The 25,437-nt window shown below is 70.8% G+C and carries 19 protein-coding genes; 10 read left to right on the top strand and 9 right to left on the bottom strand.

The genetic code is table 11. The annotated features are described in order from the left end of the window. The first annotated feature begins 274 nt into the window (after positions 1-274). Both ACX114_RS18475 and ACX114_RS18470 read left to right on the top strand, forming a co-directional pair. Complete coding sequence (locus ACX114_RS18475; protein ID WP_459299523.1) at positions 275-3,211, top strand: Kelch repeat-containing protein; 2,937 nt, start codon at positions 275-277, stop codon at positions 3,209-3,211. 296 nt (positions 3,212-3,507) lie between these two features. After that, the gene (locus ACX114_RS18470; protein WP_459299521.1) at positions 3,508-6,153 is read left to right on the top strand and encodes a kelch repeat-containing protein; all 2,646 of its coding nucleotides are present in this window, start codon (positions 3,508-3,510) and stop codon (positions 6,151-6,153) included. Between the two features lie 5 nt (positions 6,154-6,158). Here ACX114_RS18470 and ACX114_RS18465 read toward each other — a convergent pair whose 3' ends face one another. The 3 genes from ACX114_RS18465 to ACX114_RS18455 are packed head-to-tail and all read right to left on the bottom strand — an operon-like array spanning position 6,159 to position 9,639. After that, positions 6,159-7,565, bottom strand: coding sequence for an O-antigen ligase family protein (locus ACX114_RS18465; protein ID WP_459299519.1), 1,407 nt, complete (start codon positions 7,563-7,565; stop codon positions 6,159-6,161). Next, positions 7,565-8,389: a PIG-L deacetylase family protein gene (locus tag ACX114_RS18460; protein ID WP_459299517.1), complete on the bottom strand. Its 825-nt coding sequence runs from the start codon at positions 8,387-8,389 to the stop codon at positions 7,565-7,567. Before ACX114_RS18460 ends, ACX114_RS18465 begins: the two co-directional genes overlap by 1 nt. Further along, positions 8,386-9,639: a glycosyltransferase family 4 protein gene (locus ACX114_RS18455; RefSeq protein ID WP_459299515.1), complete on the bottom strand. Its 1,254-nt coding sequence runs from the start codon at positions 9,637-9,639 to the stop codon at positions 8,386-8,388. Before ACX114_RS18455 ends, ACX114_RS18460 begins: the two co-directional genes overlap by 4 nt. A 188-nt stretch (positions 9,640-9,827) precedes the next feature. Between ACX114_RS18455 and ACX114_RS18450 the strand changes: the two genes are divergently transcribed. Then, positions 9,828-11,018, top strand: coding sequence for a glycosyltransferase family 4 protein (locus ACX114_RS18450; protein ID WP_459299513.1), 1,191 nt, complete (start codon positions 9,828-9,830; stop codon positions 11,016-11,018). Positions 11,019-11,022: 4 nt separating this feature from the next. On the opposite strand, the gene ACX114_RS18445 is transcribed toward ACX114_RS18450, so the two are convergent. From ACX114_RS18445 to ACX114_RS18430, 4 genes are read right to left on the bottom strand one after another with little or no spacing between them, the layout of a single operon-like run. Further along, positions 11,023-11,916 (bottom strand): glycosyltransferase family 2 protein, encoded by an 894-nt coding sequence (locus ACX114_RS18445; RefSeq protein WP_459299511.1) that lies wholly within the window; start codon positions 11,914-11,916, stop codon positions 11,023-11,025. Continuing rightward, entirely contained in the window at positions 11,913-13,121 is a 1,209-nt protein-coding gene (locus ACX114_RS18440) for a hypothetical protein (protein WP_459299509.1), read from the bottom strand. Before ACX114_RS18440 ends, ACX114_RS18445 begins: the two co-directional genes overlap by 4 nt. Next, a complete protein-coding gene (locus tag ACX114_RS18435; RefSeq protein ID WP_459299507.1) occupies positions 13,118-14,302 on the bottom strand; it encodes a glycosyltransferase family 4 protein in 1,185 nt (394 codons plus the stop codon). Before ACX114_RS18435 ends, ACX114_RS18440 begins: the two co-directional genes overlap by 4 nt. Then, the gene (locus ACX114_RS18430) at positions 14,287-15,516 is read right to left on the bottom strand and encodes an alkaline phosphatase family protein (RefSeq protein WP_459299505.1); all 1,230 of its coding nucleotides are present in this window, start codon (positions 15,514-15,516) and stop codon (positions 14,287-14,289) included. Before ACX114_RS18430 ends, ACX114_RS18435 begins: the two co-directional genes overlap by 16 nt. 255 nt (positions 15,517-15,771) lie before the next feature. Between ACX114_RS18430 and ACX114_RS18425 the strand changes: the two genes are divergently transcribed. From ACX114_RS18425 to ACX114_RS18410, 4 genes are read left to right on the top strand one after another with little or no spacing between them, the layout of a single operon-like run. Beyond that, on the top strand, positions 15,772-15,978 hold the full coding sequence (locus tag ACX114_RS18425) for an STAS domain-containing protein (RefSeq protein ID WP_459299503.1): 207 nt from the start codon (positions 15,772-15,774) through the stop codon (positions 15,976-15,978). Positions 15,979-15,992: 14 nt separating this feature from the next. Continuing rightward, entirely contained in the window at positions 15,993-17,843 is a 1,851-nt protein-coding gene (locus ACX114_RS18420; protein WP_459299501.1) for a GumC family protein, read from the top strand. Continuing rightward, a complete protein-coding gene (locus tag ACX114_RS18415; protein WP_459299499.1) occupies positions 17,840-18,595 on the top strand; it encodes a sugar transferase in 756 nt (251 codons plus the stop codon). The genes ACX114_RS18420 and ACX114_RS18415 overlap by 4 nt, the downstream gene beginning before the upstream one ends. A gap of 19 nt (positions 18,596-18,614) precedes the next feature. Further along, the gene (locus ACX114_RS18410; RefSeq protein WP_459299497.1) at positions 18,615-19,547 is read left to right on the top strand and encodes a hypothetical protein; all 933 of its coding nucleotides are present in this window, start codon (positions 18,615-18,617) and stop codon (positions 19,545-19,547) included. 11 nt (positions 19,548-19,558) lie between these two features. Here the strand turns inward: ACX114_RS18410 and ACX114_RS18405 are convergent, their stop codons facing one another. Next, positions 19,559-20,974, bottom strand: coding sequence for a sigma-54-dependent transcriptional regulator (locus ACX114_RS18405; RefSeq protein WP_459299495.1), 1,416 nt, complete (start codon positions 20,972-20,974; stop codon positions 19,559-19,561). 326 nt (positions 20,975-21,300) lie between these two features. On the opposite strand from ACX114_RS18405, the gene ACX114_RS18400 reads away from it, so the two are divergent. The 3 genes from ACX114_RS18400 to ACX114_RS18390 are packed head-to-tail and all read left to right on the top strand — an operon-like array spanning position 21,301 to position 23,983. Further along, positions 21,301-21,855, top strand: coding sequence for an acyltransferase (locus tag ACX114_RS18400; RefSeq protein WP_459299493.1), 555 nt, complete (start codon positions 21,301-21,303; stop codon positions 21,853-21,855). Further along, positions 21,852-22,994, top strand: coding sequence for a glycosyltransferase family 4 protein (locus ACX114_RS18395; protein WP_459299491.1), 1,143 nt, complete (start codon positions 21,852-21,854; stop codon positions 22,992-22,994). Before ACX114_RS18400 ends, ACX114_RS18395 begins: the two co-directional genes overlap by 4 nt. Continuing rightward, positions 22,991-23,983, top strand: a complete 993-nt coding sequence (locus tag ACX114_RS18390) for a WecB/TagA/CpsF family glycosyltransferase (RefSeq protein WP_459299489.1) — start codon at positions 22,991-22,993, stop codon at positions 23,981-23,983. The genes ACX114_RS18395 and ACX114_RS18390 overlap by 4 nt, the downstream gene beginning before the upstream one ends. On the opposite strand, the gene ACX114_RS18385 is transcribed toward ACX114_RS18390, so the two are convergent. Further along, positions 23,964-25,436, bottom strand: coding sequence for a polysaccharide biosynthesis protein (locus tag ACX114_RS18385; protein ID WP_459299487.1), 1,473 nt, complete (start codon positions 25,434-25,436; stop codon positions 23,964-23,966). The genes ACX114_RS18390 and ACX114_RS18385 overlap by 20 nt on opposite strands. Position 25,437: the final 1 nt, after the last annotated feature.

Raw genomic sequence — 25,437 nt, 5'->3', positions numbered from 1 at the left:
ACTCGACCCGAGGGCGAAATAGACCCATCAGCGGAGCGGTGTCTGTCTTCTCGGATCCGAGGCGAGATGCGTCAAAACGTGAGCTTTGTTGCTTACTGGATGTATTCCAGGCTCTAAGACGCGTCTCATGCACAAAGCCAGACTCTCCCTTCTCCTGCTCAGCGCGCTCGCGCTGGGTAGTTTGAGTTGCAACTCAAAGCCCGCGAGTCCCGCGCCGGCCAAGACCGCTACATCCCAGGCGGCCCTCGTCCTGGGATGGCAGGAGACAGGCTCGATGAGCCTGTCCCGCAGGTTCCCGACGGCCACCGTGCTCGACTCCGGCAAGGTGCTCGTCGTGGGCGGCTGGTCCAACGAATTCCACGCCTCCGCGGAGCTCTATGACCCGGGCTCCGGCACGTGGCTCTCCACGGGGACCATGCCCTTTGGACGCGAGGGGCACACCGCCACCCTGCTGCCCTCGGGTGAGGTGCTCGTCGTTGGCGGGGAGATTCAAGCCGGGTCGGGTTACACCACGTCGGCGCTGCTGTATTCGCCGCAGACAGGCCTCTGGACGCAGGCAGGCGCTACATCCCTGGCTCGCGCCTACAGCACCGCGACACGACTGCCCTCCGGAAAGGTGCTCGTCGTGGGTGGTGGCGACAACAGTGGCTCTTTCGCACGGGTGGATGTGTATGACCCGACCGGAGGCTGGTCCGTTCTGCCCTCCTCGCTGAACGACGAGCGCAGGCGCCACACCGCGACGCTGCTGCCCTCCGGAAAGCTCCTGGTCGTCGGTGGACGGGGCTGGCGCATCTTCGCAACGGCGGAGGTGTACGACCCGAGCAATCCGACCTCGGGCTGGACTCCGGTCGCCTCCATGGCCACTCACCGCTATGACCACACGGCGACGCTGCTGCCCTCCGGCAAGGTGCTTGTCTCCGGTGGCAGGAATGAAACGGGTCCCCTCAACACGTCCGAAATCTATGACCCGGCGACGAACACCTGGACCACCGCGCAGATGGCCACGCCCCGGACGCTCCACACCGCGACGCTGATGCCCTCCGGCATGGTGCTCGTCGCAGGCGGCGAGACGTCTTCTCCGCTGGACACGACGGAGCTTTACGACCCGGAGACGAACTCCTGGTCCGCCAGTGTCTCGCTGCGCGCTCCCCGCCGGCTCCACGCCGCGGTCGTGTTGAGCGCCACCTCCAAGGTCCTCGTGCTGGGCGGGGAGAGCGTTGTCTCGGGCCAGACCGTGAAGCTCAACACCGCGGAGCTCCTCGGTACCTGCGAGACGGTCGTCTGCAACACCGCGCCGAGCCAGTGTCACTCCTCGGCGGGGGTCTGCTCCAACGGCGGCACCTGTACCTACCCACTTCTCCCGGCGGGCGTCAGCTGTAATGACGGCAACGCCTGCACGGGGAACGACGTCTGTAGCAGCACGGGCACCTGCTCCGGCACCGCCATCGCCTGCGAGGCCTCGCCAGGACAGTGCTACCAGAGCGCGGGCACCTGCTCCGACGGCTCCTGCTCCTATGCCTACAAGGCCGCCGGGACCCAGTGTAACGACGGCGACGCGTGCACCCTGGGTGAGACGTGCAACGGGGCTGGCGGATGCGCGGGCACGCCGGTGAGCTGCACCACTCCTCCCGGACAGTGCTACCAGGCCGCAGGGACCTGCAATGGCGGGACGTGCAGCTATGCACCCAAGGCGGCGGGCACTGCCTGTGATGATGGCAACGCGGGCACCATCAACGACGTGTGCAACGGCACCGGAAGCTGTGCCGGCGTGGTGGCGTGCACGACGCCTCCGGACGCGTGCCATGGCTCTCCGGGGACCTATTCCAACGGAGCCTGCACCTACCCGCTCAAGCCGGCTGGCACCTCCTGTGGCTCCCCCTCCTACGGCAACTGGGGCAGCTGTGGCGGCTTCAGCGACACGTGCGATGAGACGGGGACCCAGGCGCGCAGCGTCACCTCGTATGCCTGCACCAGCACGGGCACGTGTGCCAGCACCAACTCGAACGAGACGCAGGCGTGCACCCGCGGCACCACGGGGACCGCGTGCAACACGACCTACAGCAACTGTGGCGCCTGCACCGGCTTCAGCGACACCTGCGATGAGGGAGGCACGCAGTCCTGCACCGTGACGAACTACACCTGCGCGGGCGGTGCCTGTAGCGCGTCGAGCTCTGGCGCTGGAACCCAGGCGTGCTTGCGCGACACCGACGGCGTCGAGTGCAGCTCCTCCACCAGCTGTGGCTCCTGTGGTGGCTTCAGTGACTACTGTGACACCACGGGCACCCGCTCCTGCACCGAGAGCTCCGTCTCCTGCTCAGGGGGCGCGTGCAACTCCGGCAGCAACAGCACGTATTCGGAGTCCTGCTCCAGGTCCGTCAACACCAACTGCCCGGCCACGAGCTATGGGGCGTGGAGCGGGTGCAACAACAGCTGTGGCAGCGCCAGCCAGTCCCGCACGGTGACCACCTACAGCTTCAACTGTGGCACGGGCAGCTGTGTCGCCAGCTCCTATACCGAGACGGCCTCGTGCCCGCCTCAATCCTGCCCCTCGCCCAGCTACTCGAATTGGAGCGCCTGCGGCGGCTTCGACAATGCCTGTGACTCCACGGGCACCCAGTCGAGGACCAAGACGTCCTACTCCTGCTCAGGCGGGTCGTGCGCCTCGAGCACCAGCACGGAGACGCAGTCGTGCTCGCGGACGACCAACCCGCCGACGTGCTCGGGGACAACCTACGGGGCGTGGAGCGCATGCAGTGGCGGCAATGGCTGCGGGATCGGGAGGACGCAGTCCCGGACGGTGACGACCTCCAGCCTCAACACCGCGACCTGCCAGTGCGTGGGGAGCACCACCACCGAGACGCAGGCGTGCCCGGACAACCCCGTGCCGCCGACGTGCCCGGGGACGACCTACGGCGCATGGAGCACGTGCAGCGGTGGCAATCCCTGCGGACAGGGAGGAACACAGTCGAGGTCCGTGACGAACTACACCCCCAACGCAACGACCTGCCAGTGCGCTCCGAGCAGCAGCACCCAGACACAGGCGTGCACTGGCGCCCCAGCTCCCAATTGGGCGATTTGCAATGGCGCGTGCATCAGCACAAGCAATGACAGGAACAACTGCGGTGGCTGCGGGAATCGGTGCCCGTCCCCGACCAACGACTGGACTTGCGATGAGGGAATGTGTGTCTGCGTAGGCATTACGTGCGGTTAGCGCCGCTGAGTTGAACGCCAGGCGCGCGGCGGGCAACTTCGACCCAGGGGCGGACCAGACGCTGTCTGTCTGGTCCGCCGCGATGGCGGTGAGCGTCAAGACATGAGCCCTATTGCCTGTCTGGTATATTCCGGGCTCTAAGACGGCTCATGCCCAAAGCCAGACTTTCTGCTATCCTGCTCAGCGTGCTTGCGCTGGTTGTTTTGAGTTGCAACTCAAAACCCGCGAGTCCTGCACCAACCGCCACCGCGAAGTCCCAGGCGGCCCTCGTCACGGGTTGGCAGGAAACAGGCGCCATGAGCCTGCGCCGTAGGCTCCCCACGGCCACCGTGCTCGACTCCGGCAAGGTGCTCGTCGTGGGCGGCTGGGACGGTGAGTTCCTGGCCTCGGCGGAAGTCTATGATCCGAGCCCGGGCACGTGGCTCTCCACGGGCGCCATGCCCTTCGGACGCGAGGGGCATACCGCCACCCTGCTGTCCTCGGGCGAGGTGCTCGTCGCTGGCGGAGAGATCCAAACGGGGTCGGGCTACACCGCCACCTCGCTGCTGTATTCGCCGCAGACCGGCCTCTGGACTCAGGCAGGTGCCACCTCCATGGCCCGCGCCTATAGCACCGCGACGCTGCTGCCCTCCGGCAAGGTGCTCGTCGTCGGTGGCGGCGACAACAGTGGCTCTTTTGCTCGCGTGGATGTGTATGACCCGGCGGGGGGCTGGTCCGTTCTGCCCTCCTCGATGAACGACGAGCGCAGGCGGCATACGGCGACGTTGCTTTCCTCTGGAAAGCTCCTCGTCGTCGGCGGACGGGGCTGGCGCATCTTCGAGACGGCGGAGGTGTACGACCCCAACAACCCGACCTCAGGCTGGACTCCGGTCGCCCCCATGGCCACGCCTCGCTACGACCACACGGCGACGCTGCTGCCCTCCGGCAAGGTGCTTGTCTCCGGTGGCAGGAATGCCACAGGCCCTCTCAACACGTCTGAAGTCTATGACCCGGCGACGAATAGCTGGACCGTCGCGCAACTGGCCGCGCCCCGGACGCTCCACACCGCGACGCTGATGCCCTCCGGCGACGTGCTCGTCGCGGGTGGTGAGACGTCCTCCCCGCTGGACACCACGGAGCTCTACCACCCGGAGACGAACTCCTGGTCCGCCAGTGTCTCGCTGCGCGCTCCCCGCCGGCTCCACGCCGCCGTCCTGTTGAGCGCCACCTCCAAGGTCCTGGTGCTCGGAGGAGAGCAAGTTGTCGTGGGCCAGACCGCGAGGATCAACACCGCGGAGCTGCTTGGCACCTGCGAGACGGTCACGTGCAATACCGCCCCGAGTCAGTGCCACTCCTCGGCGGGCGTTTGCTCCAATGGCGGCACCTGTACCTACCCGCTTCTCCCGGCGGGCGTCAGCTGTAACGACGGCAACGCCTGCACGGGGAATGATGTCTGTAGCAGCACGGGCACCTGCTCCGGCACTGCCGTCGCCTGCGAGGCGCCTCCCGGACAGTGCTACCAGAGCGCGGGCTCCTGCTCCGACGGCTCCTGCTCCTATGCCTACAAGGCGGCTGGGGCCCAGTGCGATGATGAGGATGCGTGCACCCTGGGTGAGACGTGCAATGGGGCCGGCGGATGCGCGGGCACGCCGGTGAGCTGCTCCACTCCTCCCGGCCAGTGCTACCAGGCCGCAGGTACCTGTAATGGCGGGACGTGCAGCTATGCGCCCAAAGCCGCAGGCACCGCCTGTGATGATGGCAACGCGGGAACCATCAATGACGTGTGCAGCGGCACCGGAAGCTGTGCCGGCGTGGTGGCGTGCACGACGCCTCCGGACGCGTGCCATGGCTCTCCGGGCACGTACTCCAACGGGGCATGCACCTACCCGCTCAAGCCGGCTGGCACCGCTTGCGGCCCGGGGCAGATCTGCACCGCGACGGGGATGTGCGCGAGTGGGTGCTTGATCGCGGGGACCTACCACGCAGCGGGCGCGACAAACCCGAGCGGGGCGTGTCAGGTGTGCAACCCGAGCGTGTCGACGACCAGTTGGAGCTTCAAGCCGGCCACGACGGAGTGCCGGGCCTCCGCGGGCACCTGCGATGTGGCGGAGTTCTGCACCGGGACGGGCGCGAGCTGTCCCGCGGACGGCTTCAAGGGCTCGGGCACGGCGTGCGCGAGCGACAACAACGCGTGCACCCAGGACGTGTGCAATGCAGCGGGAAGCTGCAACCACCCGCCGGTGGCGACGGGCACTTCGTGCGGCTCGGGGCAACTGTGCAATCCGGCAGGGCAGTGCCAGAGCGCGTGCTGGATTGCAGGGGTGTATTACTCCGCGGGAGCGCCCCACCCCAGCTCCGCGTGCCAGGAGTGCAATCCCAGCCTCTCGGTGTCCCAATGGAGCAACAAATCCGTTGGCACCACTTGCGGCCCCGCCAACGCTGGCAACTGGAGTTCATGTACTGGTGATTATGTCTGTGACCAATCGGGGCAGCAGTCGCGCCAGATCACGACCTACACCTGCACCAGCAGTGGGACATGTGCTGGCTCCACCTCCAGCCAAACGCAGGACTGCCAGCTCGACACGAACGGCCAGCAGTGTGACTACGAGGAAAGCTGCGGTGCGTGCGGTGGCTTCAGTGGCACCTGCGGTGAAACGGGTAGCCAGACGTGCTCCTACACGTCTTACGCATGTCTCAACGGAACGTGCCGCGCGGCGCGCAGCGGATCCCGGCAGGAGAGCTGCTCGCGCGATACGGCGGGCATTACCTGCGGCACCTTCAGGCACTGCAGCTCGATGTGTTTCATCTACGACATATGTTCCGAGGGGGGTTGGAAACCGTGCGGTGTGACTGAACTCGTGTGTGGGGGAGGAGAATGTGACACACTTGGGGACTACCTCGAATCTTATACAGAGTCCTGCTCGTACACACCGCCTGGTCCTCCCACCTGCCCCGCTCCCTAGCGGTGTCACGTCGCTGTGGCCCGCCTGGCCATCACGGACGGGCGGGCCGGGTACACGGCCGCGAGCGCTCCGAGCAGGATGTGCAGCAGGAAGAGGAGCGGTGTCTGCCGGTACTCCCACTCGGAGAGGCTCTGGACGAAGGCGCCCAGCAGTCCGAAGCAGACGCCAATCCCAAAGCGTGAGCGGAACGCGGACGAACGGCTGAAGAAGAAGCTGGCGCCCATCGTGAACCAGCGCAGCCAGACCACTGCGAACAGGATGACTCCGGGCCAGCCTGTCTCACCCAGCGTAATCTGATACAGGCTGTGCGCCGGAGGCGCCTGCGCCGCGTCCACGTTTGAACCCGCCGGGATGGGACCGTCCGGCGGCGCCTCGTCGGTGCCCGTGTAGGGGAGATAGCCGTAACCAATCATCCTGCCGTACGTGTTCGACACCCAGTAGGACCAGTTGTTCAGGCCGACGCCGAAGAAGTGGTCCTCTTGCATCAGCCGCGCGAGATAGACGTACGTTCCGCGCCCTTCGTACTCCCTGCCTCCGAACTCCTTGGACAGGCCGCCCTCTGACTCGAAGCGGACCTGGAAGGACGGCGCCAGCTTGAGCCCCACGGGGATGGCCGCGAGGACCAGCGCGAACGATATCGCGAGCATCTTCGGGGTGGGCTTCAGCGCTCCGCACGTCAGGGCCACCCCCACCAGGAGCAGCCCGAGCGAGACGAGCCCCGCTCGCGACACGGTGCACAGCACCGAGAAGGAGCCCAGGAAGGTGGCCACGCCGCACAGGCGCTGGAGGCGGGGCCCCACATCCGAGAGCGCCACCGCCAGCAGCACCGGGACGGCGATGAGGTTGAACATCGAGAGCGTGTTCGGGTGGAACAGCGTCCCATCCGCCCGCGCGTGCCCCAGCACGACGCGGGAGTGGATGACCCAGAACCACTCGTAGATGACCGTGATGGCCAGCGCCGTGACGATGCGGCGCAGGTCCTGCTCGTTCTTCACGTAGTACGCCACCGTCACGTACACCATGAGGCCGCGGACCATCTTCGACAGCTCGAACAGGCCGAACAACTGGGGCTCGGAGAGCAGGATGTTCACCGCGTTGTAGGCGATGAAGACGACCATGCTCACGAACGCATGGGGCACCCCGAGCCGCTGTCCCGGCTTGCGCTTCCGCAGCTCGTCCGCGAGCAGGAAGATCCACAGGAAGTCGAGCCAGCAGAACTCAAAACCCCGGGTGGTGCCGCGATACCACTCGCGGCTGAAGAAGTTGATGGTCCGCGCCGAGTAGTGGGTCGTGCCCCAGATGAGCAGGCCCGCGCAGAGGTGCCTCAGCCACGGAGACCTCCCCACGGCGGCGATCCCCGCCGGAATCGCCACCGTGCACAGGCTCAGGAAGATGAGGGACTTCGTCTCCATCAGCGCGCCGCGATGTCGATGCGGCGGTAGAGCTCGTAGTCCTCGAAGAAGCACGCGAGGAATTCGCCCCCGTCGACGTCCTCCAACGTGTGCCAGCGCGGCTCCGCGTCTCGACGCTCCATCTGCGAGGCGTGCCGCGCCAGCGCCGTGCGCTTCCGTGCCAGCACGTCCCGGATGAGGACCTTCGTCCGGAACTCCCTGGCCATCCACAGCCCCATCCGCGTGGACGCCGCCACCGACAACAACGGCCGCCGGGTCCCGCCGAAGCCCACCATGGGCCAGTGCCGCCAGGCCCACACCGCGTACTCGAACAACGTCACCGGCAGCCCCACCCTCGCCACCGCCTCGCGCACGATGAGGTTCGTGCTCACGTGGTCCGGGTGCTCGCCCCGGGCGTACGGGACGAAGAGCTGCTCCGGCCGATGCCGCCACAGCAGCTCCGCCACCCGCGCCACCGCCTCCTCGCGGCATGCGTGCAGCTCGCGGTCGGGAAAGCCCAGCAGGAAGACGTCCTTCTCCTCCACATCCAGGACCTGCGCCGCACCCCTCACCTCCCGCGCCCGCACCGCCTTCAGCTCGTCGCCCGGGAGCAGGGACGGATGCGAACCGGCTCCATCCGTCAGACAGACGATGCGCACTGCCGCCCCCACGCGCCGCTTCTGGAGGATGGTGCCCCCGCAGCCCAGCGTCTCGTCATCCGGGTGCGGCGCGAACACCATCGCCGGACGCTGGAGTGCGTCCGCGTCGAACGCGTGGGCCCGCCGCTCCAATGCCATCCGCTGCAAGCGACGGAGCGTCCGCCGCACCGGGGTCCCGTTCATCATCGCCGCCCTCCCTCTTCGAGGACGGCCTGGTAGAGGGCCTCGAGCTTTCGCGCCACCGCATCCCAGCTGAAGCGCCGCCGCACCAGCTCCGCGCCCGCGCGCGCCGCCACCTCCAGCCGCTCTGGATGGGCGAGCGCCTGATGCAGCGCCGCGGCCCAGTCCCGCACCTCCAGCGTCGGTACGCTCAGTCCCGCATCGCCAATGGCGCTGGCGAGGTCCGCCAGTCCTGAATGCACCGCGAGCATCGCCGGACGGCCGGCCGCCCACGCCTCCAGCACCACCAGCCCGAAGGCCTCATGCACCGACGGCATCAGCGCCAACCGGGTGATCGCCAGCAGGTCCGGGACTTCTGCTCCCGCGTCCAGATTGCCCAGCAGGTGCACGCGCGACCCGAGGCCCAGCGCCTGGAGCTCGCGCGTCAACTGCTCCTGGTAGGCGGCGTCCACCACCGCGCCCGCGAGGACGAGGTGGTGGTCCTCGGATGCTCCGGCGGCGAAGGCGCGGATGGCCAGCAGTTGGTTCTTCTGCGGGGTGATGCGCCCCAACAACGTGACGAGGGGTGCGTCGGCGAATTGTGGCCAACGCTTGCGCGCGCGGTCCGCCCTCCCGGAGGCCAGCCGCTCCAGATCGACGCCCTGGTCGAGCCGCACCACCCGCTCCCCCACCACCTCGGCCAGGGCGCGCCGCTCCTCCTCGTTGAAGGTGATGACACGCGCGGCGTCGTGGAGGACGCGCCGGGCGCCGAGCAGCATTCCGATGGGCTGGCCCACGTCGATGCCGCCCGAGAGCCGCCGTGCCGTGTCCTGAGCCAGCTGCTCCTTCCGCGCCAGCAGGGGGCCGTGCACCGAAAGGACATACGGGCGCCCCGTGAGGCGCATGGCGGTCCGTACGGCGCCACCAATGCGCCCGGCCGTGTGCAGGTGCGCCAGGGCGAGGCCCCGGTCGCGCGCGAGCCGGAGGGGCTCATCGAAGGTGATCAGGTTGCCCGCGTTGGCGACCAGCGCCTTGCGCTTCTCGGCCGGGCCGATGAAGGGATTGAAGGCCTTGAAGCGCACCAGTGGCACCCCGGGGCCCAGCAAGCCATCCGGCTCCGAAGGACCAACGGGTGCGTGTACCTCGGGGCCCCAGCCCCATCGCGCCAGCCGCCGTGTGACCTCCACGACGTGCGTCTCCGTCCCGCCCCACTCCCTCGGATTGTATTTGCGAAGGACGTGCACCACGCGCTGCGCCGGACGCTCCACGACAATCATGGGCGCAGGCCTCACGCAATTCGCGGACCAGACACACCGGCCTCAGCTCCAACCGGGCCCATTCAGAGACGTCTCAAAGCGAGACATGCGAGCTGCCGCCAGTTGTCTCAAGCGAGGAGGCGCACGTCGCGCGGCGGCATGCGCCCTGCAAAGTGGCGCCCGCACCCGAGCGGAGGAAGCGCCAGCGCGTGAAGGTCACCGTCCTCACCAACCTGTATCCCCCTGACGTCCTCGGCGGCTACGAGCTCCTCGCGCGGGACGTGGTGGAGACGCTGGAGCGGCGAGGCCACGCGGTGGAGGTTCTCACCACCGGCGATGGCTCGGAGGCCGGACGCGTGCTGCGGACGCTGTGCCTGGCACGTCGCTTCGGCCGGCCCGCGGGTCGAGATCGCCTTCGTCACGTCGTGGCCGGCGCACTGAACGCCGCGGCGGTGCGCCGCTACCTGCGCGTCCACGGAAGGCCGGATGCGGTGCTGGTCATGAGCCAACGAAGGCTGGGGCTCGCGCCGCTGCGGGCGCTCCAGGAGGCCGGCGTGCCCGCGGTCGTCACGGTGAACGACGACTGGCCGGTGGCGTTCAGCACGGGGCGGGACGCGCGGCCCAGGGCCCGGCTGGGGGGCCTGCTCGACGAGTTCCTGGTGCCTTCGCGGACGTGGAGAGGCATCGAGCCCGCCGCGGTCGCGTGGCTCTCGGACGCGGTCCGGCGCACGGCGCACGCGGCCGGCGTGCCTCTGGGCTCCGGCGTGGTGCAGCCGCAGGGCGTGGACCTCTCGTGTTTCACCGCGCGGCCCTTCCGGCCCATGCGCCCGGAGCCCCGATTGCTCTTCGTCGGCCGGCTCCATCCGAGCAAGGCCCCCGACGTGGCCATCGACACGTTGGCGGAGCTGGAGAAGCGCGGCCTGCGGGCCACCCTCACGCTGGCGGGTGCGGCGGACGAGCCTGCGTACCTTTCGGCCTTGCGTCAGCGGGCACGGGCGCTGCGGGTGGACGGGCGTGTGACCTGGGCCGGCAAGCTGCCCCGCGAGCAGTTGCCCGCGCTGTACCGGGACGCGGACGCGCTCCTGTTCGCCTCGAAGCTGGAGCACGAGGGACAGGGCCTTACCTACCTGGAGGCGATGGCGTGCGGCGTGCCGGTGGCGGCCTCCCCCAGCGGCGGCGCTCGCGACTTCCTTGAACAGCACGATGCGTCCCTGCTGGTGAAGGCCTGCACGGGCGAGGCCTTCGCCGGGACGCTCGCGGCCCTCCACCGGGATGAGGCGGCGCAGGAGGCGCTCGTCCAACGCGCGCTCGACATCGTGAGGCGGCACGCCTCCCTCGATGCCTACGTCCGCTGCCTCGAACAACTCCTGCGGCGCGCGGCGGCCACCACGGTGCGGTGAAGGCTCACTGCCTCCGCAGCACCACCTGCTGACCGATGCTCGGGTCCGTGTTCCCACTCCGCAGGCGCTTCTCCCCCCACTGGTGTCCCTTCCACCAGGCCCAGTGGTACACGAGCCGCCGCGGGAGGGAGAGCACCAGGCCCTCGGCGTCACGCGCCTGGAGGTGCACGGCGGCATCCCGAGCCCATGACACACCAACCCTGCGGGCCAGCCCCATGAACGACGCGCGGTCCCCCAGGATGAAGGCGTCCGCCTCGCCCTCGATGAAGCGGCGCCCGTACAACTGCTTGAGCGTGTAGTTGTGCGAGTGCATCACCAACGCGTCCGGCACGTAGCGCACCCGCAGCCCGTGATTGCGCGCCCAGTGCCCCCACTCCGTGTCCTCGGAGCCCCACGCGTCCTCGTAGAACGGGTGCTTCAGCCATGCCTCGCGCGTCATCGCCGCGAACGGCAGGGAGTACGTCATCCAGGGCGGCGCCTCTCCCCTCTCCGGAAACGCCACCGCGTAATCCCGCCGCACCCACGTGTGCGCCTCCGGCCGCGGCAGTTGCCGGGCGAACGTCGCGTCCGCCTCGCCGCGCTCGATGGGCGCCAGCAGCCGGTCCAGCGCCTCGGGCGTCAACGGCACCACGTCGGAGTTCTGGAAGACGACGAGGTCTCCCGTGGCCTCACGGATGGCCCTGTTGAGCACCGCGCCTGGAAAGTACGCCTTCGCCTCGATGCGGATGAGCCGTGCCGGGAAGCGGGAGACGATGTCCAGCGTCGCGTCCCGGGAGCCCGAGTCCACCACGAGGAGCTCGAAGTCCCGGCGCGCCTGCGAGCACAGGCCCGAGAGCGCCTGTCCGATGACCCAGGCCGAGTCCTTCGAGCGCATGATGACGCTGACCTTGCGCTTCATGAGCCCGCTCCCAAGACGAGGCCGAGCTTCCGCGCCACGTGCGCGAAGTTGGGGTCTCCGGACTCGCTCCAGAACCGCAGGTAGGCGCGCCGCAGGTCCGCTGGCGAGGCGCTCGCTGCTCCCAGGACCGTCCGGGCGAACCCGGCGCCTTCGGCCCCTCCCACGCCGAACGCCACGAACGGAAACGCCGCCGCCAGCACTCCGCGCGGCCCACCGAGCCTCAATCCCAGCCGGGCCCGGAGCCCCAGCTCCGGCGAGGCCTCTGGCCGGAACCGCACCGCGTTCCGGGCCCGCCGCAGCCACACCCCTGGCCGCAAGCCGCCCTCTCCCACGGAGTGCCGCAGCGTCCGCTCGACGTACCCGTCCCACGTCAGCCCTGGCACCGACAGCCGCGCGGCCTCGCACACGAGGTGCACGTCCGCGAGCCGCGTCCGCACCTCGTCCATCCAGGGCCCCAGCTCGCGTCCGGCGAAGCGCGTGTCATCCGGCTCCAGGCGGAAGGCGCTCGCCGCGTCGTACAGCTGGCGGAAGCCGACCGGCACGTCGTGCCGCCCCGCCATCCGCCGCCGCTTCTCCACGTAGCTCCAGTCGTACGCCCCCAGGAAGTACAGCAGCGCGTCGCCGTAGCCGATGATGGCCTTCGCGGTGTGCCGGAGGATGGTGCGCCGCGCCTCCCCGTCCAGCGCGCCCTGGTCCCGCAGCGCCTCGTTGATGATGAGCAGCGTCCCCCGGTTCACCGCCAGGTTCCGCACGTCGTCCGGGAGGATGGCGTCGCGCGTGAAGTGCTTCAGCCCTGGCAGGAACGACGCATCGCCCGCCACCGTCTTGTGGCCGAACCGCATGTCGTACCACATCACCAGGCACGGGGACCTCCGCAAGGCCCGCACCGTGATGACACCCAGGTCCAGACCCAGGCCATGCCGCTCGCGCAGCGGCTCCAGCGCGGCATCCAGCTCCGCCTTCAGCTCCGCGCGTGGCGCCCGCTCCAGCACCAGGAGGAAGTCGAGGTTGTTGTGGGGCCGCTCGGCTCCATCCCGCCGGTCCACGCCGCCCTCGCCGCGCCCGTAGCCCCCCATGAGGGCCAGCGTCCGCAGCGCGCTCCTCGGGACGTGCCAATCGACGACGTTCCCGGCCTCGCCCACCACCCGGGCGATGCGCGCCTCCACCTCGGCCGAGCCCCTCAACGTGAAGCGTCCGTTCATCATGCCGCCCTCCGTCCCGTGCGCGCCACGGACTCCAGCAGCGCCAGCAGCCGTGTCACGTGCCGCTCGGGGGTGAAGCGCTCCTGGTAGGCCCTCAGCGCGTTCTCTCCGAGCCTTCCGCGCCGGTCAGGAGCGGCCATCATCCAGTCCATCGCCGCCGCGAGTTCCCGTGGATCATTGGGCCTCACGCCCAGTCCCGTTTCCTCCGTCAGCCACTCGCCCACGCCGCCCACGAGGCTGGCGATGACGGGCGTGCCATGCGCCATCGCCTCGACGCCCACCAGGCCGAACGTCTCCGGGGCGCGGCTCGGGAAGACCACGCACGCCGCGCGCCGATACAGCGCGGACAGGGCCTCGGGCGCCATCGGGCCCAGGAAGCTCACCCGCCCCGAGAGCCCCAGCCCGTCCACCATCGCGCGCAGCTCCGCTTCCTGCCGCCCCTTCCCCACGACCGCCAGCCGGCAGGGCCGCGTGGTGCGCGCCAGGGCCTGAAGCAGCACGTCCAGGCCCTTGCCCGCCGTCAGTTGCCCGGCGAAGAGGAACAGGTCTGGCTCACGCTCCACGGGCGGCGATAGCGAGGGCGAGCTCTGTGCGTACAGCGGAAGGACGTGCATCCGCTCGCGCTCGAAGCCATGCGCCACCACGTGCTCGGCCATGTACCGCGAGCCCACCACGAACGCGTGATGGCGTTGGGCCAGCGCCTGCTCCGCCCTCAGCCCCCGCAGCGAGGCCAGCTTCACCCCGGGCCAGGCCTCGGAGCGCCCCAGGAAGCCGAGGCACGGGTAGCAGGCCGCGCCCACCGTCCTGGTGCACGTCTCCTTCCCGAGCACCGTGTACTTGTGCTCGCGCAGGCAGAACAGCCGGTGGTCGTGGAAGAAGCGCACCACCGGCGCGGGCTGTTCCAGCAGCGCGCGCTGCGCCGTCAAGCTCGCCAACTGGTGCACGTAGACGACGTCCGGCGCCAGCTCCCGCAGCTGCCGCGCCAGGTCCACGATGGGGAACACGCCCGCGAACGGCTCCTGCATCACCGGATGCGGATCCGGCGTGACGTTCACGTCGTAGAAGAGCAGCGACTCCACGCCCCGCTCGCCCAGCTCCCGCGCGGTCTCCCGCACGTAGCGCTCGGCGCCGCCGAAGGGCGTGGCGCCCTGGTTGATCCACGCGACCCTCAAGCCCCTGCCCATGGGGTCCTCCCGACCAGCCCGAGCATCGAGCGCACCCACCCGGCCACATCCACCAGCGCGCCGTGGCCCCCGGGCAATGCCGTGTCCGAGGCGATGGCGGCGTACGCCGAGGGGCTGTTCACGTCGTAGCCGTGCATGCCTCGCATCGCGCCTCCCACGAAGCTGGGTGCGAACAGCGCGCCCTCCTCCAGGACGAAGAGCGCCCTCCCATACGGCGCGCCACGCACCGGCGCCCGCCGCTCCCTCAGCGCCCCTTCGTCCAGCCACCGCCCCCGCAGCCCATGCGCCGCCACCCGCTCACGCGCTCGCGCCAGCACCCGGTCCTCTCCCCAGAAGCGCATCATCGTGCTGTCCACGAACAGCCGCGTTCCCCGCAACTCCCGGAGCAGCCGGCGCGGATCCACCACGTCGCGGATGTCCGCCATCCCGTGGTCTCCCACGACCACCGTCGTCACCTCGCCGCCCCCGCCGCGCATGGCCTCCACCGCCCGCTGGATCCGATCGGAGATGCGGCCCGCCGCCGCCCTCGCCTCCCGGCTGTCGTTGCCCGTGCGGTGCAGCGCTCCGTCCAGCTCCGTGGCGTACGCGAACGCCAGGTCCGGCTTGCGTGCCCGCAGCACCGCGCAGGTATGAGCCCAGCGCTCCTCCTCCGGAAGCTGCCACGGCGCCGCGAACACCCGCATGCCCGCGCGCCTCGCCTCCGACAGGAACGTCTCCTCCCCGCCGATGCGCTCCGCGTTGAACAGGTCCTCCCGCTCCGGCAGGTCGAGCCAGCGGAACAGCTCCGGCGGCACCCGGTACAGGTCCACGTATCCCGTCAGTCCCGCCGTCCTGCGCAGCACCTTCGCCGCCGCGCGCCGCAGCCTGCTCCGCTCGTGCACCAGCCGCGGCAGGAGCCCCAGCCACTTCATGGGCGCCAGCACCCCGTCTCCGTCATTCTCCGCGTGGGAGAAGAGGCACATCCGCCCATGCCGCTCCGGCGGCGTCCCGGTGAGGATCGTCGGCAGCGCTCCGCACGAATAGCCGAGGATGCCGCGGAGCCTCCCCCGGTGGGGCAGGCCGCCCAGCCCTCCGAAGGCTTCCAACTGGGACGGGCCCAGCGCATCGACGAAGACGACGAGGACGCGGCGCTGACCGGAGGGATGCGCCGGGACGGGGTCACCCGCCCGCGCCTCGGCGCCGTCTCCGTATGGACGCATCTCATTCCGGGACATGGTGTTGTCTCATTGCGGGAGGGACGCCGCGCTCACGTCCATCGCGAGGAAGCGAAGGCGCGTCATGCGGGAACGCACTTGCCAGAAGCACGCCAGATGCAGTGCTGGCATTCACCGTGCACCGGGCCCGTCCTCATGGAGCACTCCAGCGCCGCGGTTCGAACCCTCACGCCCACGGAGAGCGAGCTCTCCGGCGTCGGTGCTCCTCTTCTCCTCGGGGACGCCCAGCGGGCCTTCGCCACGGGAGTCACCACCTTGCTCATCGATCTGCGCCGCGTCCCGCGGCTGGACGCGCGCGCCGCGGACACCCTGGTGCGGTTGGCGCGGCGGGCGCCCGGGCACGTCCGCCTCGTGCTGCTGAGCCCCGCACCCTCCGCGCTGATCATCCTCCGGGCGCTGAGGCTCGAGGCGATCTTCGAAATCCACGAGGACGCCGCAGAGGTCCTGAGGGCCGCAGGCTGACGGAGACGCCCGAGATGTTCTCACCAGAAGAAGGCGCGGAGCCTGGCGCTCCAGCGCCGCCCATGCGGCAGGAGACCGGGCGCTCCGGCCATCCCATCGATCCCCTGCGCATCGCCCGGGTGCTGCAACGCCGCTGGCGCGTCATCGCGGGAGTCTTCCTGGCGGGCGCCCTCTTGAGCGTCGCGCTGGCCAAGACGGTGGTGCCCCGCGAGTTCACCGCGCGCACCGTCCTGTTGTGGGAACCCGCGCGCGTCTCCTCGGTGACGTCTCCCGAACGGGAGATCCAGACGTTGATGGACACCCTCAAGCTCCCCAACAACCTCGAGGAGCTGCGCAAGCGCGCGCGCCTGCCCATGACGCTCGATGCACTGGCGCGGCGGCTGGACATCGCCGTGGCCCGCGACTCCAACATCCTCACCCTCTCCGCCATCGCGGACAGCCCCGAGGAGGCCGCGCGGCTCGCGGAGATGATGACGCAGGTGTTCCTCGACAGCCGGCGGGACTCGGAGCGGACCCGGGCCGAGCAGCAGCTCCAGGCCCTCACCTCGGAAGTGGACAAGGTCCAGGCCCAGCTGGAGGAGGCCCGGGCTCGGTATGACCGCTTCCGAGGGGAGACCGGCATCGCGGACCTCACGCTCGACAGGCAGGCCGCCATCGAGGAGGCCGCGCGGCTGCGCACCGAGATGAACCGCTTCCGGATCGAAGCGGAGTCCTCGGAAGCCAAGGCCGCCCTGCTCAAGCAAGCAGTCCGCGAGCAGCCCGGCAAGGTGGTGCTTTCGGAGACGGAGAGCCACTACGAGCAGCGCAAGCTGGCCGAGCTGCGCGCCGAGCTCACCGCCCGCAAGGCCAGCCTCTCCGAGGGGCATCCGGAGGTGCTGGGACTCTCCAGCGCCGTCCAGGCCCTGGAGTCCTCGCCGGACAAGGGCACCATCTCCGACCGCGTGGTGGGGACCAACCCCGCGTGGACCTTCCTCCAGAACAGCCTGATCGACGTCGACACGCAGCGCGAGGTGGCCCAGAAGAAGTGGCGCTCCTACGCCGAGGTGGAGGCCTCGGTGCGCGACCGCATCGCCCGGCTGTCCGCCATCGAGGGCCAGGCCAGCGTGCTGCTCGCGCAGGTCCAGCTCACCGCGGCGCGCCTGGCGGACCTCAGGACGCGCCAGAAGGTGGTGGAGAGCGAGGTGCGCCAACCGGAGGTGGAGCTGCGCGTCCTCACCCCCGCCACCCCGCCGCTGCTCCCCTCGAAGTCCTACCGCCGCCTGGTGGCCCTCCTCCTGCCGCCCCTCTTCGCGCTGCTGGCCACGGTGGCCCTCGCCGCCTCCGCGTTGCGCGGCCTCAAGCTGTGGACGCCGGCCGAGCTCTCCTTCTGGGCCCACGGCCCGGTGGTGGCCGCCACCACGTGGCCCGCCACCCCCGAGGGCCTGGAGGAGCTCGCCGCGGACCTCCGTGCCGCGCTGGCCGAGGCGAAGGGCACCACGCTGTTGTTGCCCCTGACGGCGGCACAGGCCGGGCTGGCGCGGGAGCTGTCGTCCCGGCTCGGGGCGGCGAGCGTCCCGGCCCGGGATGACGTCCCGGAGCAGGATGCGCCGGTGGTGCTGTGGGAGGAGGCGGAGCGCGCCATGGCGCTGCGCCGCGCGGCCCGCCAGTGCGACCGGGTGCTCGTGCTCGTGGCGTCGGGCGCGCACTCGCTCCTCGAGGTGGTGGCGCCGCGGCGGTTGCTCGGGAGCGAGCAACGCATCGGGCTGGTGGTGGTGGGGCTCGGCACCGACCTTGCTACCGCTCCGGATCGCGTGGGCGAGGTGTCGGGCTTCTGGTCCGGGGCCGGAGCGTCGCAGGGCGCCGCGTCGGGAGCCGCAAGGACATGAAGACTACCTCTCTCTCATTCATCACCGAGCCGCCCGCCCTCCGTCGGAACTGGGATGCCCTGCCTCCCGCCCTGCGCGGCCGCGCGGCGCGCATGCGGGCCTGGGCGCGGCGCGCGAGCAGTGCGCTGGCGCTGCTGTCCGTCGAGCTGGGCCCCGTCCTGCGGCGGATCATCGACCTCCTCGCGGTGGGCGTTGGGCTGCTGCTCGTCTCTCCGCTGCTGCTGGTGATGGCCCTCATCATCAAGCTCGACAGCCGGGGCCCCGTCCTCTTCCACCAGGAGCGGGTGGGTCAGCACGGGCGCCCCTTCCAGATGCTGAAGCTGCGCACCATGCGCGTGGGCGCGGACGCGGAGAAGGCGCGGCTGGCCACCCAGGTGCCGGGCGCGGTGGACGGCGTGCGCTTCAAGCTGCGCCTGGATCCGCGCACCACCCGGGTGGGCCGTGTGCTGCGCAAGTACAGCATCGACGAGTTGCCCCAGCTGTGGAACGTGCTGCGAGGAGACATGACGCTGGTGGGCCCGCGCCCGGCGCTGGGGAGTGAGGTGGCGAAGTACCGCGCCCACGAGCTGCGCCGGATGGAGGTGCGGCCCGGCCTAACGTGCCTGTGGCAGGTGGAGGGCCGCAGCGACCTCTCCTTCGAGCGGCAGGTGTCGCTGGACCTCGAGTACATCGACCGCGTCACGCCCCGGCAGGAGCTGCGCATCCTGGCCAGGACGATTCCCGCGGTACTCACCGGCCGAGGGGCCTACTAGCAACGGGAGTGACACCGCCGTGTTCGCCGTCATCCAGCGGAGCGCCGCCACTCCCGGCGCGGGATTGCTGTCCGTGGCCGGGCACCCGCTCGTCACCCGCCAGTTGCAGTGGCTGCGCGAAGCGGGCTTCGAGAAGGTGGCCATCGACATCGGCTCCGACGCCCGGGACGAGGCGCTGCGGCACGTCGTCTGCCAGCAGGAGGCGCTGGCCCGGAACGTGGTATTCGTCCCCACGCCCTCGTTGCTCCAGCCGGGCGTCATCGCGGACTCGGCGGGCTTTCCCGCCGAGGCGCCCTTCCTCGTGCTGCCGGACGCCGTCCTGGGCAACGCGGACCTGGCGGCCTTCTACCGCCGGGCGCCGGACCGGGGCGTGCGCGTGGGCCGCCTGGCGCCCCCGCCCGCCGTGGAGCCCTTCACGCCGGCCGAGGTGCACCTGTTCACCGCGATCACCGGCCCTGTCGAACTGGAGGACCTGCCCGGGTGGGGCACCCGCATCGAGACACCCGGCGCGGCGCTGCGGCTCGCGTGCAAGGCGTTGCTGGGGCGGCTGCCGCAACCGGAGGGGACCTCCTCCCTCCTCATCCACGCGGCCGAGCGGGAGCCGGGCGTCTGGGTGGCGCGCGGCGCCCGGCTCCAGCCCGGCGCGGAGGTGTCCGCGCCGGTGCTCATCGGTCCCGGCGCGCTGGTGTCCAGCGGAGCGCGCATCGGGCCGGGCGCCCTCATCGGACCGCGCTCCATCATCGAGCGCGGCGCGACCATCGTGAACGCGGTGGTGGAGGCGGAGACCGTGGTGGGCGAGGGCCTGGAGGTTCGCGGCGCCATCGCCGCCCCGGACGGGCTGGCTCCGCTGGATGGCACCGGCCCCCTGCTCCCGCTGGGAGACCCCTTGTTGCTGGCGCAGCGGTGGCTGCTCGCCCAGAGGATGCTGCGCCTGCTGGGGCTCATTCCATGACGGCAGCCGCTTCAGGAGTGCGGCCGGCTGGAGACCTGGGGGAGCCGATCCTCGGGCCTGGGCTCGGACGGGATGCGCAGCTCGGCGAGCCTGCGGTAGAGCGTGGCCCGGCCCAGACCCAGCAGCTTGGCCGCCTGGGTGACGCTGCCGTTCGTCACCGTCAGGGCCTTGATGATCTCCCGGCGCTCCAGTTCGCGCAGCGGCACCACCGCGTCAGGCTTGAGGGCCGGGCCGGCGGAGACGGCGCTCATGGACGTGGGCGCGGCGGGGATGGGCGGCAGCACCAGGACGCGCAGCTCCGGTGGCAGGTCCGCGAGCTCGATGTGCGTGCCGTCACAGGACAGGACCGCGCGCTGGACGACGTTCTGCAGCTCGCGCACGTTGCCGGGCCAGCGGTGGCCCAGGAGCGCCTCGCGCACCTCGTCCGTCAAGCGGAGCGCCGAGCCGCCGAACTTCTCCAGGAAGTGGTCGACGAGCAACAGGATGTCCGTGGCCCGCTCTCGCAGGGGAGGAACCTGCACCGGGTACACGGTGAGCCGGTAGTACAGGTCCTCGCGGAAGCGCCCTGCCTTCACATCCGCCATCAGGTCCCGGTGGGTGGCGGCGATGATGCGCACGTCCACGCGCACCTCCGTGGTGCTGCCCACCCGGCGCAGGACCCGCTCCTGCAGGATGCGCAGCAGGCGCACCTGGACGGCGGGGCTCATCTCCCCCACTTCGTCCAGGAACAAGGTCCCGCCCTGCGCCTGCTCGAAACAGCCGCGGTGCGTGGACAGCGCGCCCGTGAAGGCGCCTCGCTCGTGCCCGAAGAGCTCCGACTCCAGGAGTGACTCGGAGAAGGCCGCGCAGTTGACGGCCACGAAGGGCCCCCGGGCCCGCAGGCCCTGCTCGTGGATGGCGTGCGCCACCAGCTCCTTCCCCGTTCCCGTCTCGCCCAGGATGCACACCGGCACCTCGGACTGGAGGATGCGATCGAGCTGTCGCGCCAGCGCCCGGATGGGGGCGCTGCGCCCCACGAGACCGCTGATGAAGGGCCCCTCGCCGCCCTCCTTGGTGCGCCGCGGCGCCAGCCCTCGCATGCGGCGGGCCTTCGCTGCGTTCTGCAGCGTCAACTCGAGCCGGGCCGCGGCCACGGACTTGTCGAGGAAGGCGAAGGCCCCCAGCCGGGTGGCCTCCACCGCGGTGTCGAGCAGCAGTTTGCGCGTGAGGACAATGACGGGGAGTGTGGCGTCTCTCGCGCGCAGGTGCCGGAGCACGTCCATGCCCGCCATGTCGTCGAGATCCAGCTCCAGGCAGACCGCCATCCAGTCCGCGCTGTCCGCCTCCAGCGCCTCGCAGCCCATGGAGAACTCACGCGCCGTGTAGCCCGCGTCCTCTACCCATGCTCTCAGGCTGCGCCTGGCGAGGTCATCCCTATCAATTATCACCACAGGGGACTTCCGGTTGAAATCCACGGCGTTCACGGTAGCGGCTCTCCTGATGCGTGGCGATGCGCAAGCGGCACATCCAACACGACTGTTTGCACACGCCATTCCTGCACGCCGGGTCGCCCGCCCCTCCATTTCCGTCAACGTCCCCGTGGCGCACGTCAATTCCTGACATTCTTCGGACCTGAAATACCTCGACTTTCTCAGTCTGAGACATCTCAATCCGAGACATCTCAATCTGAGACAGCAAAGCGCTCTCAAGTCCGTGCATGGCGATACCAGGCGTCCGTGAGCAGTGGTTTCCGCATTGCAAGCGACGGCAGCCCATGCTCTTGCTTACAGAATCAGCGCGCGCCTTCCTGGAGCCGCTGCGCTTCCTGCGCTCGGACGGGGCTCGCGTCGTGGACGCCGTGCGGGCCCGCGGCGCGCGCTTCCCCACGGCGTCGGCGTTGGCGGACCCGTCCTTGTGGGCCATGGGACTGCTGCGGCTGAGCGCCTCGCTGCGCAGGGGCCTGGGCTCGTCGCTGGGGCTGTCCACGGTGCTGCGCCTGGGCTTCCACATCGATGTCTGGACGGATGACATCGGCCCCGGGCTGAGGCTGCCGCACCCCTTCAACATCGTCATCGGTGACGGGGTGGAGATTGGCCCCGGGTGCACCATCCTCCATGGCGTCACCGTCCAGCGGGGAGCGGGCACGCGCATCGGCCGGGGGGCGGTGCTGGCCAATGGGGCGACGGTGCTCGCCGGCTCTTCGGTGGGCGATGGATGCCTGGTGGGCGCGGCCAGCGTGGTGCGCGGGAGCCTTCCGGCGGCGTCCGTGGCGGTGGGAGCGCCCGCACGGGTGGTGCGGACGTCCCGGCCCGGGGAGGCGGTGTCATGAGGCTGGCCGTCGCGTTGGGGGGGACGGACTGGGGACGCTCGGGCATCGGCACGTACGTGCGCGCCGTGGTGCCGCGCCTGGCGCGCGGGCTGGCGAAGACGGGAGGCCGCCTGGTGGCGCTCGGCACGGCCAGGGACTTCGCGGCCTATGCGAGTGAACTGGGAGAAGCGGACCGCGCCGCCATCCTGGATGTGGTCGACCGGCCGGCGGTGGGTGCGTCGTGGTACCTCGCCCGCTCCGGTGCACACGCGCGCGCGGCCGGCGCGGACGTGCTGCTGCTTCCCGCCGCCAACCGCCGCGTGGCGCTGCGCCCGTGCCTGCCCACCGTGGGAGTGGTGCACGACCTTGCCCAGTTCACCGTGCCGGACAAGTACGACCGGCTTCGCACCGCGTACGTGCGGTGGCTGCTGCCCAAGGCGTTGAGGTCCTTCGCGGCGCTCACCGCCGTCAGTCATGCCACGCGCAAGGACATGGCGAGCTTCCTCTCCTGTGCGCCCGAGCGGATCCACGTCATTCCCAACGGCGTGGACGCGGACCGCTTCGCGCCCGGGGATGACGGCCGCTCCAGCGCGGCGCGCGAGCGTCTGGGCCTGACCGCGCCGTACCTGCTGTACCTGTCACGGCTGGAGCACCCGGGGAAGAACCACCTGCGGCTCCTGCGGGCCTTCGCCGCGTCCACGGTGCGTCACAGTCACTCCCTGGTGCTGGCCGGCGCGGACTGGGGCGCCGGGGGGCTCATCCGGGAGGAGATCCAGCGCCTGGGCCTCCAGGAGCGCGTGAGGGTGCCAGGCTACGTGGAGGACGACGCCATCCCGACGCTGGTGGCGGGGGCGCGGGCCGTCATCGCGGTGGGGCTGTGCGAGGGCTTCGGCCTGCCCGCGTTGGAGGCCCTCGCCGCGGGCAAGCCCGTGCTGGCGGCCCGGGCGGGCGCGCTGCCGGAAGTGGTGGGCGAATTGGGAGTGCTGTGCGATCCGCTCGACGAGCAGGACATGGCGGCGGCGCTGACGCGGGTGGTGGGTGACGAGCCGCTGGCCGCGCGCGTGCGTCGCGAGGGCCCCGGGTACGCCCGGCAGCGCAGCTGGGACCGCGCGTGTGATGACCTGCTGGCCCTGTGCCGCTCCGTGGGAGGCGCGCGATGAAGACGCCCCTGCCCCGTGCCCTGCTGCGCGATGTCCTGCGCGGGCGGGCCCCGCTGGTCGGCGCGCGCTTCAACGAGGCGCTGCCGCGCGGCTACCTCTCGCCGGTGGAAGCGCGCTGGCTGATGGGCGTGCCCTACGGAGACCTCCCCGCGGATGAGGCGCGCTACCTCGCGGTCCGCACGCCCGCGAGGGACTTCGGCGTGATGCTGCGCGCGTCGGTGGCCCGCGCCCTGGCGCCGCCAGGAGGCGCCGAGCCCAGGATGCGCCCGTGGATCGTCTCCGCGCACGTGGACAACCTCACCATCGAGGAAGCGGTGGAGCGGATCTTCACGCCCGCGGAAGGTGGCCGGGCGAAGCTGGTGCCCTTCGTGCACCCGCACGCGCTGAACCTGGCGGCCCGCGACAAGGCGCTCTCCGAGGTGCTGGCCGAGGCGGACCTCGTCCTGCCGGACGGCATCGGCATCCGGTTGGGCGCGGCGGTGCTCGGGGTGGCCATGCGCCACAACCTCAACGGCACGGACCTGCTCCCGGTGCTGTGCAGGGAGTCGCGGGCACGCGGGTGGCCCCTGGTGCTGGTGGGGTCCGCGCCCGGCGTGGCGGACGCCTGCGCGGAGAAGCTGCGGGAGGCCCATCCCGGCCTCGCGCTGCCCATCGTCTCGCACGGCTTCCTCCCCGAAGCCGAGTCCCGCGCCCTGGCGGACTCCATCTCCCGGCTGGGGCGCTGCCTGGTGCTGGTGGGAATGGGCAGCCCGCTGCAGGAGCTGTGGGCGCGTGAGTACCTCTCCGGGGCCGCGCACGCCGTCGTCCTCACCGTGGGCGGGCTGTTCGACTTCTACTCGGGCCGGATGCCGCGCGCGCCCATCGCCTGGCGAGAGATGGGCCTGGAGTGGCTCTACCGCCTCCTGCAGGAGCCCCGGCGGATGGCCCGCCGCTACCTCTTCGGCAACCTGCTCTTCATGCTCCGCATCCTCATGCAGCGGCGGCGCTGAGCGCGGGGGAGGCCTTCCCCCGCCACCAGAGCAGGAGCGCCGTGCCGGTTCCCAGCAGCGTGACCAGCGAACAGGTGAGCGCGCTCGCCACCGGGCCCCGCGCGGCGAGCGGCGCGAGGCCCCAGCCCACGGCGAGGGCCACGAACACCGCGGCTCCCGTTGGCGCCAGCGCCCGGAGCACGTCCTGGAAGCGCCACTGGAGCAGTGCGCCGAGCTTGCGCCACACCATCACCGCGATGAGCGCGTTCCCGAAGACCGTGCCCCCGGCCACCGCCCAGACACCGGCGTACCCCACTCCGAGGACGGACACGGCGACGTTCAGCGCGTGGCCGAGCATCACGGGGTTGGCCACGTCCCACGGCGTCGCGCCGCTCACGGTCAGGGTCACGGACGCGGCCTCCTCGGAGGCCGCGATGATGGCCGCCATCCCCAGCAGGCCCACCGCGAGCGCGGTGACCCGCTCATGCGCGAGTCCCCCCACCCAGGCCTCCAACAGCGCGGTGCCGTCGAAGGCCAGCGCGATGACGCCGCTCGACACCAGCGCGCCCATCGCGGCGGTCCCCAGCCGCAGCGCATCCGCGCGGTGCTCGGGGTTCCCCAGCCGGTGGAGCAGCCATCCGCTCAGCAGCTTCCCGGTGGAGAGGATCTGCTCCACGGCCCGGGAGGCCACCTGGTACGCGCCCACCATGCTCAGCGAGGCAGCGGTGGTCAGGATGAAGACGTCCGCGCGCACGGCGGCGGCGACCCCGATGTTCATGGCCAGGGCCCCCGCTCCCTCCCGGAAGGCGTCGCGCACCCGGGCCTTGTCCGCGGGCCAGCCCGGCCGGAAATCCACCCGCGGGTCCACGCGCCTGGAGGCCACCGCGAGGATCAGGAGCTCCGTGGCGGCCCCCACCAGCACCGCCATCGCCGGACCGAACAACGAGCGCGAGGTGCTCAGGAGCGCCACGGTCAGCCCGACCTGGAAGGCGGCCGCGAGGGCTCGAGCCCAGGCGAGCGCGGTGAAGGCCCCGCGCATCAGCAGGAACGAGCGGAAGGGAGAAGAGAGCGAGCCCACCCACCCGGCGGCGAGCATCGGAAGCGCGGCGCGGGCGACGTCCGCGCGGAGCGCCTCGGTCGCGGATGGGAGATGGAGGAGGAACGCGTAGGCACCCGCGCCCAGGCAAGGACAGACGACGGTCACCACCAGGACCGTGAGGCGGAGGATCTGACGGGTGGCGTCGTCATCCGGCCGGGCCGCCGTGCGCTGCACGACGACGCCGAGGCCCAGGTCCGACAACCCGAGCAGGAAGCCCGTGGTGCCCAGGACGGTCCAGGCTCCGAGGCTCTCCGGGCCCAGCATGCGAACCACGAGCGCGACCGTCACCAGCCCCGCCGCGATCTGCGTGACATGCCGGGCGCACGTCGAGAGCAGATCCACCATCATCCTCAGGGGCGACCGCGCGTGCGTCATC

The sequence above is a fragment of the Corallococcus sp. M7 genome (genome assembly GCF_054512695.1).
Note: the sequence above shows the minus strand (reverse complement) of the source record. Positions and strands in the feature narration are given on the sequence as shown.

Bases quoted from the DNA above. Each gene is read 5' to 3' on its own strand.
- ACX114_RS18400 (WP_459299493.1), top strand. From the start codon at position 21,301: ATGCTCTTGCTTACAGAATCAGCGCGCGCCTTCCTGGAGCCGCTGCGC.
- ACX114_RS18385 (WP_459299487.1), bottom strand. From the start codon at position 25,436: ATGACGCACGCGCGGTCGCCCCTGAGGATGATGGTGGATCTGCTCTCG.
- ACX114_RS18465 (WP_459299519.1), bottom strand. From the start codon at position 7,565: ATGGAGACGAAGTCCCTCATCTTCCTGAGCCTGTGCACGGTGGCGATT.
- ACX114_RS18440 (WP_459299509.1), bottom strand. From the start codon at position 13,121: ATGATGAACGGACGCTTCACGTTGAGGGGCTCGGCCGAGGTGGAGGCG.
- ACX114_RS18430 (WP_459299505.1), bottom strand. From the start codon at position 15,516: ATGTCCCGGAATGAGATGCGTCCATACGGAGACGGCGCCGAGGCGCGG.
- ACX114_RS18460 (WP_459299517.1), bottom strand. From the start codon at position 8,389: ATGATGAACGGGACCCCGGTGCGGCGGACGCTCCGTCGCTTGCAGCGG.
- ACX114_RS18445 (WP_459299511.1), bottom strand. From the start codon at position 11,916: ATGAAGCGCAAGGTCAGCGTCATCATGCGCTCGAAGGACTCGGCCTGG.
- ACX114_RS18395 (WP_459299491.1), top strand. From the start codon at position 21,852: ATGAGGCTGGCCGTCGCGTTGGGGGGGACGGACTGGGGACGCTCGGGC.
- ACX114_RS18455 (WP_459299515.1), bottom strand. From the start codon at position 9,639: ATGATTGTCGTGGAGCGTCCGGCGCAGCGCGTGGTGCACGTCCTTCGC.
- ACX114_RS18435 (WP_459299507.1), bottom strand. From the start codon at position 14,302: ATGGGCAGGGGCTTGAGGGTCGCGTGGATCAACCAGGGCGCCACGCCC.
- ACX114_RS18415 (WP_459299499.1), top strand. From the start codon at position 17,840: ATGAAGACTACCTCTCTCTCATTCATCACCGAGCCGCCCGCCCTCCGT.
- ACX114_RS18390 (WP_459299489.1), top strand. From the start codon at position 22,991: ATGAAGACGCCCCTGCCCCGTGCCCTGCTGCGCGATGTCCTGCGCGGG.
- ACX114_RS18475 (WP_459299523.1), top strand. From the start codon at position 275: ATGAGCCTGTCCCGCAGGTTCCCGACGGCCACCGTGCTCGACTCCGGC.
- ACX114_RS18470 (WP_459299521.1), top strand. From the start codon at position 3,508: ATGAGCCTGCGCCGTAGGCTCCCCACGGCCACCGTGCTCGACTCCGGC.
- ACX114_RS18420 (WP_459299501.1), top strand. From the start codon at position 15,993: ATGTTCTCACCAGAAGAAGGCGCGGAGCCTGGCGCTCCAGCGCCGCCC.